Here is a 10,436-nt window from a genome sequence, read left to right as displayed (position 1 = left end):
GTGGAGATGGCGATGCCGAATTCTTTTGCGGCTCTACGAATCGTCCATCCTTGACGGAGTTTTTTGAGCACGAGTTGTTTGAAGTCTTGTGAATAGGCCATGGTGGAATTGTATCGAATAATATGTTTATTTGCTATAAAGGTTGGATAAAATCATGCCTGCCTCGCCCTGTGGCGAATCAGATTGACCTGTATTGAAGCACACGCCAGTTGTCTGTCCCTGCCGTCATTCCCGCGCAAGCGGGAATCCGTGGTTAATTTTCGCAAGCACGCCAATCGACAGATTGTCTGAACCACACGCAGGCCGTCTGAAAACTTTTTCAGACGGCCTGATTCCGTTTTCCGTTCCGTCCGCACCGAAAAAATTTCCCGCCGCAATGCTTCGGAAGCGCATGAATTTTGATAGAATACGCTTCACACATTCCCATGCCGTCTGCAAGGCGGCGCCGTCGAACCCACTTCAGGAAATCCGCCACGATGTTTGCAATGCTGGAAGCCTTTTTTCTCCAATACGGTTATGCCGCCGTTTTCGTGGTGCTGCTGGCATGCGGCTTCGGCGTACCGATTCCCGAAGACGTTACGCTGGTTACGGGCGGTGTGATTTCCGGCTTGGGCTATACCAATGTACACATCATGGTGGCGGTCGGTATGCTCGGCGTGCTGGCGGGCGACGGCATGATGTTTGCCGCAGGCCGCATCTACGGCGACCGCATCCTGAAAGTGCGCTTCATCGCGCGCATCATGACACCCAAGCGTTATGTGCAGGTGCAGGAAAAATTCGAGAAATACGGCAATTGGGTGCTGTTTGCCGCCCGCTTCCTGCCCGGCGTACGCACCGCGATTTTCATCACCGCCGGCATCAGCCGCCGCGTTTCCTACCTGCGCTTTATCGCGATGGACGGGCTGGCCGCGCTGATTTCCGTACCCGTGTGGGTGTATCTGGGCGAATACGGCGCGCGCAACCGCGAATGGTTGTGGAACAAAGTACACCAGTTCCAAAACGGCCTGTTCGTGATTATCGGCATCGCCGCCGCCGTGCTGCTGTATGTGTGGCTGCGCAAACGCCGCCGTTCGAGCTTCTTCCGCGCGAAACTTTCCGAACTGCGCCAGAAGCGCAAAGCCGCCAAAACGGCGCGTCAGGCGGAACGTCCGGAATAGCGTTTTGTCGGGTTGTAGGTTTGAGGCCGTCTGAAACGGAATATTCAGACGGCCTTTTACGTTTTCCTGTTTTTGATGCGCCGCTGTTTTGGCCGGTAAGTTGTGTTGACCGACAAAACGGAAATTCAGACGGCCTGAAGCGCAACACCGGCTGCACAGGCCGTCTGAAAATAATCTGAACATGAAACGGGCAATACGCAACCATGCCGGAACCGCCCTCTTCCCGCGGCAAAAGCGGCACATTCCGCCGACATCCGCTATGGCTGCAAGGGTAACACTCCCGTATAATCCCCGTTCCGAATGACCCGTTAATAAAAACCGCGCCGCCCGCACCCTACCGCAGGCAGGCCGTCTGAAAGGATTCAATGGATATTTTACAGCTTGGCAAGGCCCTGATTTTGGGCATCATCGAAGGTTTGACCGAATTTCTGCCGATTTCCAGCACCGGCCACCTGATTGTGTTCGGCGACCTGCTCAATTTCCACAGCAACGGCAAAGTGTTTGAAATCTCCATCCAGCTCGGCGCGGTCTTGGCGGTGATTTTCGAATACCGCCAGCGTTTCGCCCGTGTTGTCGGCGGCATCGGTCGCGATAAAAACGTCAACCGTTTTGTCTTCAACCTGATGATTGCCTTTATCCCCGCCGCCGCCATCGGCTTCCTGTTCAACGACCCCATCAAAGCCTACCTGTTTAACCCCGTTACCGTGGCCGCGATGCTGGTGTTGGGCGGATTCTTCATCCTGTGGGTCGAAAAACGCCAAAACGGGCGCGAACCGAAAGTCAAAACCGTCGACGACATGCGCCCGCGCGATGCGCTGGTGGTCGGCATCGCCCAGATTTTCGCGCTGGTTCCCGGCACATCGCGTTCCGGCAGCACCATCATGGGCGGCATGCTGTGGGGTTTGGAACGAAAAGTCGCCACCGAATTTTCCTTCTTTCTCGCCGTGCCGGTGATGATTGCCGCCACGTTCTATTCGATTCTGAAATACTACAAACTCTTCAGCGCGCAGGACATCGGCCTGATTGCCGTCGGCTTTGTCTCCGCTTTCGCCGCCGGCCTGCTCGCCGTGAAAGCGCTGCTGAAATTCGTTTCCAGCAAAAACTACGTCCCCTTCGCCTACTACCGCATCATATTCGGCGGCATCATCCTGCTGACCTGGTTGATGGGCTGGGTGGACTGGACTTCGCTGTAAACGCCGCGCCGCCGTAAAAACAGTATTCCCCATGAAGCCAAGGCCGTCTGAAACGTTTTTCAGACGGCCTTATCCGTATTCCGGCAGCCAACCGGCCTCCATACCGAACCGCCACATTCCGAACCGGAAAAAAATCACGGCATTTTATCCCAAAGCGGTGTTTGGGTATCGGTGTTGGCGCAACCGGCAAGACGGATTTTTCCAATCCGCCGCCACCTTCCCGCTTTGGCGGTAATCCGCATTTGAAATCCGGTATCTTTTGTTAAACAAGTGCTTGCACATATCCAAACCGGATTCCCGTCTGCGCGAAAAGGGCGAAAAACCAAAGCGCCGACACAATATCCGGACACGGTCTGCCCAAACGATTCCCACAAAACCCTTTCTTTTTCCGCCCATGGGTTTAGAATAACCGTTTTTCACAATTTCCACGGATTTGCAGGAGCAGACATGAAAGTAGGTTTCGTAGGCTGGCGCGGTATGGTCGGTTCGGTTTTGATGCAGCGTATGCGCGAAGAAAACGACTTCGCCCATATCCCCGAAGCGGTATTCTTTACCACTTCCAATGCAGGCGGTGCGGCGCCCGATTTCGGGCAGGCGGCCAAAACGCTGCTGGATGCCAACAATCTCGGCGAACTGGCCAAGATGGACATCATCGTTACCTGTCAGGGCGGCGACTACACCAAATCCGTGTTCCAACCGTTGCGCGACGTAGGCTGGACGGGCTATTGGATTGACGCGGCTTCCACCCTGCGCATGGCCGACGATGCCATCATCGTGCTCGACCCCGTCAACCGCAACGTCATCGACAACGGCCTGAAAAACGGCGTGAAAAACTACATCGGCGGCAACTGCACCGTATCGCTGATGCTGATGGCGCTCGGCGGCCTGTTCCAAAACGGCCTTGTCGAATGGGCGACCAGCATGACCTATCAGGCCGCATCCGGTGCGGGCGCGAAAAACATGCGCGAGCTCATCGGCGGCATGGGCGCTGTGCACAGCCGTGTGGCCGCCGAACTGGCCGATCCCGCCAGCGCGATTCTCGACATCGACCGCAAAGTGTCCGACTTCCTGCGTTCCGACGACTATCCGAAAGAAAACTTCGGCGTACCGCTCGCAGGCAGCCTGATTCCGTGGATTGACGCCGACTTGGGCAACGGCCAGTCCAAAGAAGAATGGAAAGGCGGCGTGGAAACCAACAAAATCCTCGGCACGTCAAACCCCATCGTGATTGACGGCCTGTGCGTGCGCGTGGGCGCGATGCGCTGCCACAGCCAGGCCGTTACCCTGAAACTGAAACAGGATTTGCCGGTTGCCGAAATCGAAAAAATCATCGCTTCGGCAAACGAATGGGCGAAAGTGGTGCCGAACACCAAAGAAGCCAGCATACACGGGCTGACCCCCGCCGCCGTTACCGGCACGCTGACCACCCCCGTCGGCCGCATCCGCAAACTGGGCATGGGCGGCGAATACATCAGCGCGTTTACCGTCGGCGACCAACTGCTCTGGGGCGCTGCCGAGCCGCTGCGCCGCGTGCTGCGGATTATTTTGGGCAGTCTGTAACCGTTTGAACCCGTCGGATACCGAAGCATCCGGTACACAAAAAAACAGCCCGAGTGATGCTCGGGTTGTTTTTGTCTTAAGGCTGTGTTGGCACAAACCGTTGATTTGCACGGCATCGCTCATAACCGTTCATTCGCCATAAAACTCAGGCCGTCTGAAAACTTTTTCAGACGGCCCGTTACCTGATTACGCTTAGTGCGCGTGATTGTGCGGCTCACCGTGGCTATGGCTGTGGCCGTGGTGGGAATGGCCGTGGTCATGGCCTTCGTGGCCGCTTTGCGATGAAGCGCAGGCAGCCAGTGCGAATGCAGCGGCAGCAGTCAACAGCAGGGTTTTGAATTTCATATTTGCTCCTTTTTTATGAGAGGGAAACGGCACGGCGGATGCCGCACCCGAGACCATGGTAACGGAAAACATTTCCCGCGCCCGTGTCTTAACCCGAATTTACCCCCACAAACCATGCGGAAATCAGGCTTCATACGAACAGCCGCCCTGCCCTAATCCGCAATACGCCTCAAGCGATAAGGCCGTCTGAAAACTTTTCAGACGGCCTTCACCGTTAACGCCGCAGCTTCCAGCCCGTCTGCACCGCCCTGAACGCCAGCGTGCTCATCACAAAAGCGAAAGCGGCAACGACCGACAGCGACAAAACGGGGCTGGTGTCCGAAACGCCGAAAAAGCCGTAACGGAAGCCGTCTATCAGATAAAACACGGGGTTGGCATGGCTCACGGCCTGCCAGAAAGGCGGCAGGCTGTTGACGGAATAAAACACGCCCGACAGAAACGTCAGCGGCATAATCAGGAAATTCTGAATCGCGGCGAGCTGGTCGAACTTCTCCGCCCAAATGCCCGCCAGCAGGCCGAGGGAGGCCATAAACAGGCAGCCGGCGAGCGCGACGGCAATCACGAAGCCGATATTGTGCGGCACGGGCAGGCCGAACCATGCGGTGCAGAGCAGAATCCCCGCACCGACGGCCAACCCGCGCACGATGCCCGCGCCGACGTATGCCCAGAAAAAGGCGGCGTTGGAAATCGGCGGCAGCAGGATGAAGACGAGGTTGCCGGTCAGCCGCGACTGAATCAGGCTGGAGGAGCAGTTGGCAAACGCATTCTGCGTCATGCTCATCATCGCCAAACCGGGAATCAGGAAGGCGTTGTACGGCACGCCCGGCAGGGCTTCGACGTGCTTGCCGATGGCCTGCGCAAAAATGAGCTGGTAAAGCAGCGCGGTCAGCACGGGCGCGCCCAAGGTTTGCAGCCATACTTTGCTGAAACGCAGGATTTCTTTGTAAAACAGCGTGGCGAATCCGGTGAAATTCATGCCGCCTCCCCCGTCAGGTTCACGAACACCTGTTCCAAATCGGTTTCGAGCACGTTCATCTGCTGCACGGCGATGCCGGCGGTTTTCAGGAAAATCAGCACGTCGGCCAGCTCGCTGTAATGTTCGAGCTTCAACACATAACGCAGGCCGTCTGAAAACGCCGCTTTGCCGCCCAGGGCTTCGGGGAGCGCGCCATCGAGCAGCAGTTCCACGCGCACGCCTTTTTCGCTGCGGAGCAGGTTTTCCGTATTGTCCAGTGCAACCAGCTCCCCGCGCTTGAGCATGGCGACGCGGCCGCAGTTTTCCTGCGCTTCTTCAAGGTAATGCGTGGTCAGCACGATGGTATGGCCGTCTGAATTGAGCTTGCGCATAAACGTCCACAGGCTGTGGCGCAGTTCCACATCCACGCCCGCCGTCGGTTCGTCGAGCACAATCACGGGCGGGCGGTGCACCAGTGCCTGCGCCACCATCACGCGCCGCTTCATACCGCCCGACAGGTTGCGCGTGTTGGTGTCGGCCTTCTCGGTCAGGCCCAAGTGGTGCAGCATTTCGTCAATCCATTCATCGTTTTTGCGGATGCCGAAATAGCCCGACTGGAAACGCAAGGCTTCGCGCACGGTAAAAAACGGGTCGAACACCAGCTCCTGCGGCACCACGCCCAAACTCATCCGCGCCGCGCGGCTGGCGCGCACCGTATCGTGCCCCATGATGCGGATGCTGCCGGAAGTCAGACGGCCCAGTCCGGCCATCGCCGAAATCAGCGTGGTTTTGCCCGCGCCGTTCGGCCCCAAAAGTGCGAAAAATTCACCCGCGCCAACGGTAAAACTGACATTTTTCAACGCGCAAAACCCGTTGGCATAGGTTTTGACCGCGCTGTCTATTTCGATTGCCTGCATGTTTCGGTGTGTGGTTTGTTATGATTTGAACAATGGGATTATACGCCGTTCGCACCAATAAAGGCCGTCTGAAAAAATGTTTTCAGACGGCCTTTATTGGTGCCGCAGCGGAACGGCCGCGTTTTCAGCCCTGCGCGGCCAGAAAGTCCTCTACTTTCCGCTGATAACCGCGCAGCAGTTCGGCGGATTGGCGGAAGCGGGCGTATTCGTCTTCGCTCAACGGCTTGTCGATAATCCGCGCCGCGCCTTGGCGGTTAATCACCGCCGGCACGCCGATATACACGCCCTCTTCACCGAACTCGCCCTGCAGCAGCGCGGATACGGTCAGCACGATGCTCTGGTTGTGCAGCACCGCGTTGGAAATACGGCTCAAGCCCATGCCGATGCCGTGGCTGGTTGCGCCTTTGGCTTCGATGATTTCATAGGCGGCATTGCGTACGTTGTTGTAGATTTTGTCCATGCGCTCCTGCCCGTCCTGCGCCTGTTCCAAGATGTCCTTCAGCGGCAGGCCGGCAACGGCGGCCGTGCTCCACACAGCAATCACACTGTCACCGTGCTCGCCGATCATCACCGCATCCACGCTCCACGGCGCCACGTTGAATTCGTTGCCCAGACAAACGCGGAAACGGGCGGTATCGAGCACCGTACCCGAACCGATAACGCTTTCTTTGGGCAAACCCGAAAACCGCCATGTGGCGTATGACAGAATGTCCACGGGATTGGTGGCGACCAGGAAAATCCCGTCGAAACCCGATTTCATCACGGCGGTAACGATGCCGTGGAACACGCGCAGGTTGTTGTCGATCAAATCGAGCCGCGTTTCGCCCGGCCGCTGCGGTACGCCCGCGCAGATGCACACGATGTCGGCATCGGCGCAATCTTCGTAACCGCCCACGTAAATCTTGGCCGGACTAGCGGCATAAGGCATCCCGTGGCGCAAATCGCGCGCCTCGCCCTCGGCGCGTTTTGTGTCCAAATCAATCAATACCAACTCGTCGCAATGGCCTTGGTTGAGCATGGAATACGCATAGCTGATGCCCACCGCGCCCACGCCGACGACAACCACTTTGTTACCGACTTTTTTCATATCAATCCTCCTGAGCCAAATAAAAATTTTTCGCAATTATAAAACAGGCGGCGGGATGCGGACAATTTTCAGACGGCCTTCCGACTGCCTGCCGCAGGCGCATTCTGCTAAAATAACCGCCCCACATTTCGTCAAGACACAAGGCACCGCAACATGGACACCTCCGCCGTACAAGCCGCGCTCGAAGCAGTCGCCATCCCCCGCAGCAGCCGCACCATCGGCAGCGAAAAAGCCGTTCAATCCGTCGAACACCGTTCAGACGGCCTTCATGTCCGCCTGCTGTTCGGCTTTCCCGTTCTGCACATCGGCAATGAACTCGCCGAACGCATTCAGACGGCCTTAGACCCCGTAACGGGCGGCGCACCGATTCATCTGGCCATCGATACGGTGGTGCAGACGCACAAAGTCCAACCCGGCGTCGCCACCATCAAAGGCGTGAAAAACATCATCGCCGTCGCCTCCGGCAAAGGCGGCGTGGGCAAATCGACCACCACCGCCAACCTTGCCACGGCCATGGCACGGATGGGCGCGCGCGTCGGCGTGCTCGATGCCGACCTGTACGGCCCCAGCCAGCCCACCATGCTCGGCGTGGCCGACGGCAAACCCGGCCAGCAGGATAAAAAACTGGTGCCCGTGCAAACCGCAGACGGCATCCAAGTCATGTCCATCGGTTTTCTGGTCGACACCGACCAAGCCGTGGTGTGGCGCGGCCCCATGCTCAGCCAGGCGTTGCAGCAGCTGCTGTTCCAAAGCGAATGGGATGACGTGGACTACCTTTTCATCGACCTGCCGCCCGGCACCGGCGACATCCAGCTCACCCTGTCGCAGAAAATCCCCGTAACCGGCTCGGTGGTGGTTACCACACCGCAAGACATCGCATTGATTGACGCGCGCAAAGCGGTGGACATGTTCCAAAAAGTCAACATCCCGATTTTCGGCGTATTGGAAAACATGTCGGTACACGTCTGCACCCGTTGCGGCCACACCGAAGCCCTGTTCGGCAGCGACGGCGGCAAGCATCTGGCGGAAAAACTGTCCGTCCCCCTGCTCGGCCAGCTCCCGCTGGCATTGGGCGTGCGCGAAGCGATGGACAACGGTACCGTAGCCGCACTCTTCGAACAACACCCCGCCGTAGCGGAAATCTACACCGATGCCGCGTGGCAGATTGCGCAAACCATTGCCGACAAGGGCAGGGATTTCAGCAGCCGCTTCCCCAAAATCGTGGTGGAATAAGGACTGCAACGATAAAGGCCGTCTGAAAATATTTTCAGACGGCCTTTTTGCATTTGACCCGTGATTGCATTGCCGACGATAACCGTGTTTGCACCAACCGTTCAGACGGCCTGTGAACCGAGGCCGTCTGAAAAAGCAGTGCCGCGGAAACCAAACACCATACGATACATTCATTATGGTAGATCTCAACCACCCCAAGCCGTCGCAACAAATCCCCAAAGCAGCCGCACCACAGTACCGCAATGCACACCCGGCCCGTTTCGCCAACCGCTCTCAATATTGGCCCGCAACCTTTTCAGACGGCCTGAAACCACTTACAATCCGTTGTTTTTAACATTTTCTTACAGACAGCAGATATGACATTTTCCGTGGTAAACAGCCGTGCTTTGAGCGGCATGGACGCACCCTTGGTGGAAGTGGAAACCCACCTTGCCAACGGTCTGCCGCAATTCAACATCGTCGGGCTGCCCGACACGGAAGTGAAAGAAAGCCGCGACCGCGTGCGTGCCGCCATCATTCAGAGCGGCTTTGAATTTCCTGCCAAAAAAATCACCGTCAATCTTGCACCGGCCGACCTGCCCAAAGAATCGGGACGCTTCGATCTGCCCATCGCCGTCGGCATTCTTGCCGCTTCCGCGCAAATCAACCCCAACGATTTGGACAAATACGAATTTGCAGGCGAACTGGCCCTATCGGGAAAACTGCGTGCGGTCAGAGGCGCACTGGCGATGGCCTGGCAGGGACAGCAGGCGGGGAGAGCGTTCGTCCTGCCCGCACCCAACGCCGCCCAAGCAGCGGTAATGCGCGGTATCGAAGTGTACGGCGCGGAGAGTTTGGGCGAAGTCGCCGCACATCTGAACCAAATACAGTCTTTGCCGCGCAGCGTGCCGCATACCGACAGGCCGTCTGAATCCGACAACGAAGCCCTGCCCGATTTGAAAGACGTAAAAGGCCAGCACACCGCGCGACTGGCCTTGGAAATCGCCGCCGCAGGCGGACACAGCCTGCTGATGATGGGGCCGCCCGGCACGGGCAAATCCATGCTGGCAAAACGTCTGCCCTCCATCATGCCGCCGCTGACCGACGACGAACTGATGGAAGTCTGGGCCATCCGCTCCCTCGTTCCCAAATACATGAACGATTTCAAACGGGAACGCCCGTTTTCCTACATCCACAACTCCGCCAGCCCCACCGCATTGGTCGGCGGCGGCTCAGACCCGCGTCCCGGCGAAATCTCGCTGGCCACACACGGCATTCTGTTTTTGGACGAACTGCCCGAATTCGACCGCAAAGTTTTGGAAATGCTGCGCGACCCGCTGGAAAGCGGGCAGATCCACATTTCCCGCGCCGCACGGCAAGTAACCTACCCCGCCAAATTCCAACTCGTCGCCGCCATGAACCCCTGCCCCTGCGGCTATCTCGGCCACCCGACCAAACCCTGCCGCTGCACGCCCGAAGCCGTGAAACGCTACCGCGACAAAATCTCCGGTCCCCTGCTCGACCGAATCGATTTAACCATCGAAGTACCCGTATTGCCTGCTGCCGATCTGACCGGCGCACAGGCAGGCGAAAGCAGCGCGGCTGTCTTACAGCGCGTCATCCAAGCCAGAGCCATCCAACAGGTGCGGCAAGGCAAAACCAATGCCAAACTCAGCCCGACCGAATTGGACGGCATTGCCCTCATCGAAGACACCGCCAAACAAGCCCTTGCACAGATGCTGGAAAAACTTTCCCTTTCCGCCCGCAGCTACCACCGCATTTTACGCGTCGCCCGCACCTTGGCAGATTTGGCAGACGATGAAACGGTCAACCGCAACCATGTATTGAAAGCAGTGAGTTTCCGCAGGGCTTTATAGCAAATAAACTTATTTATCGATACACACCTGAAACAGCCAATCCACATCCGTAATTCGCAGCCGATTCCTAACACCTTTAATCCAAGCCCACTTTTTCTCTATCTGATTCAGATCGGGGCTATAAGGTGGAAGC

General features: G+C 57.5%; 9 protein-coding genes. 5 read left to right on the top strand and 4 right to left on the bottom strand.

Features of this window, described 5'->3' with window-relative positions; genetic code table 11:
* Nucleotides 1-476 precede the first annotated feature (476 nt).
* The 3 genes from ACEYDX_RS07345 to asd all read left to right on the top strand — a co-directional run bounded on the left by ACEYDX_RS07345 (nucleotide 477) and on the right by asd (nucleotide 3,910).
* On the top strand, nucleotides 477-1,157 hold the full coding sequence (locus tag ACEYDX_RS07345; RefSeq protein WP_373741371.1) for a DedA family protein: 681 nt from the start codon (nucleotides 477-479) through the stop codon (nucleotides 1,155-1,157).
* Nucleotides 1,158-1,522: 365 nt separating this feature from the next.
* Nucleotides 1,523-2,350, top strand: coding sequence for an undecaprenyl-diphosphate phosphatase (locus ACEYDX_RS07340; protein WP_373741370.1), 828 nt, complete (start codon nucleotides 1,523-1,525; stop codon nucleotides 2,348-2,350).
* Nucleotides 2,351-2,797: 447 nt separating this feature from the next.
* Nucleotides 2,798-3,910: an aspartate-semialdehyde dehydrogenase gene (gene asd, locus ACEYDX_RS07335; RefSeq protein WP_373741369.1), complete on the top strand. Its 1,113-nt coding sequence runs from the start codon at nucleotides 2,798-2,800 to the stop codon at nucleotides 3,908-3,910.
* 192 nt (nucleotides 3,911-4,102) lie between these two features.
* Here asd and ACEYDX_RS07330 read toward each other — a convergent pair whose 3' ends face one another.
* The 4 genes from ACEYDX_RS07330 to ACEYDX_RS07315 all read right to left on the bottom strand — a co-directional run bounded on the left by ACEYDX_RS07330 (nucleotide 4,103) and on the right by ACEYDX_RS07315 (nucleotide 7,214).
* Nucleotides 4,103-4,255 (bottom strand): hypothetical protein, encoded by a 153-nt coding sequence (locus ACEYDX_RS07330; RefSeq protein WP_373741368.1) that lies wholly within the window; start codon nucleotides 4,253-4,255, stop codon nucleotides 4,103-4,105.
* A gap of 214 nt (nucleotides 4,256-4,469) precedes the next feature.
* Complete coding sequence (locus tag ACEYDX_RS07325; RefSeq protein ID WP_373741367.1) at nucleotides 4,470-5,231, bottom strand: ABC transporter permease; 762 nt, start codon at nucleotides 5,229-5,231, stop codon at nucleotides 4,470-4,472.
* The gene (locus tag ACEYDX_RS07320) at nucleotides 5,228-6,127 is read right to left on the bottom strand and encodes an ABC transporter ATP-binding protein (RefSeq protein ID WP_373741366.1); all 900 of its coding nucleotides are present in this window, start codon (nucleotides 6,125-6,127) and stop codon (nucleotides 5,228-5,230) included. Before ACEYDX_RS07320 ends, ACEYDX_RS07325 begins: the two co-directional genes overlap by 4 nt.
* Before the next feature lie 124 nt (nucleotides 6,128-6,251).
* Nucleotides 6,252-7,214 (bottom strand): L-lactate dehydrogenase, encoded by a 963-nt coding sequence (locus tag ACEYDX_RS07315; RefSeq protein ID WP_373741365.1) that lies wholly within the window; start codon nucleotides 7,212-7,214, stop codon nucleotides 6,252-6,254.
* A gap of 153 nt (nucleotides 7,215-7,367) precedes the next feature.
* Between ACEYDX_RS07315 and apbC the strand changes: the two genes are divergently transcribed.
* Both apbC and ACEYDX_RS07305 read left to right on the top strand, forming a co-directional pair.
* A complete protein-coding gene (apbC, locus tag ACEYDX_RS07310; RefSeq protein WP_373741364.1) occupies nucleotides 7,368-8,447 on the top strand; it encodes an iron-sulfur cluster carrier protein ApbC in 1,080 nt (359 codons plus the stop codon).
* Between the two features lie 356 nt (nucleotides 8,448-8,803).
* A complete protein-coding gene (locus ACEYDX_RS07305; RefSeq protein ID WP_373741363.1) occupies nucleotides 8,804-10,303 on the top strand; it encodes a YifB family Mg chelatase-like AAA ATPase in 1,500 nt (499 codons plus the stop codon).
* Nucleotides 10,304-10,436 lie beyond the last annotated feature (133 nt).

Origin of the sequence: Neisseria sp. (assembly GCF_041804105.1) — a bacterium.
GTDB lineage: Bacteria > Pseudomonadota > Gammaproteobacteria > Burkholderiales > Neisseriaceae > Neisseria.
This window is presented reverse-complemented; position numbering and strand designations above follow the sequence as displayed.

What these genes read in the sequence shown, in the direction of transcription:
- ACEYDX_RS07345 (WP_373741371.1), top strand. Translation starts at nt 477, where the DNA reads ATGTTTGCAATGCTGGAAGCCTTTTTTCTCCAATACGGTTATGCCGCC.
- ACEYDX_RS07340 (WP_373741370.1), top strand. Translation starts at nt 1,523, where the DNA reads ATGGATATTTTACAGCTTGGCAAGGCCCTGATTTTGGGCATCATCGAA.
- asd (WP_373741369.1), top strand. Translation starts at nt 2,798, where the DNA reads ATGAAAGTAGGTTTCGTAGGCTGGCGCGGTATGGTCGGTTCGGTTTTG.
- ACEYDX_RS07330 (WP_373741368.1), bottom strand. Translation starts at nt 4,255, where the DNA reads ATGAAATTCAAAACCCTGCTGTTGACTGCTGCCGCTGCATTCGCACTG.
- ACEYDX_RS07325 (WP_373741367.1), bottom strand. Translation starts at nt 5,231, where the DNA reads ATGAATTTCACCGGATTCGCCACGCTGTTTTACAAAGAAATCCTGCGT.
- ACEYDX_RS07320 (WP_373741366.1), bottom strand. Translation starts at nt 6,127, where the DNA reads ATGCAGGCAATCGAAATAGACAGCGCGGTCAAAACCTATGCCAACGGG.
- ACEYDX_RS07315 (WP_373741365.1), bottom strand. Translation starts at nt 7,214, where the DNA reads ATGAAAAAAGTCGGTAACAAAGTGGTTGTCGTCGGCGTGGGCGCGGTG.
- apbC (WP_373741364.1), top strand. Translation starts at nt 7,368, where the DNA reads ATGGACACCTCCGCCGTACAAGCCGCGCTCGAAGCAGTCGCCATCCCC.
- ACEYDX_RS07305 (WP_373741363.1), top strand. Translation starts at nt 8,804, where the DNA reads ATGACATTTTCCGTGGTAAACAGCCGTGCTTTGAGCGGCATGGACGCA.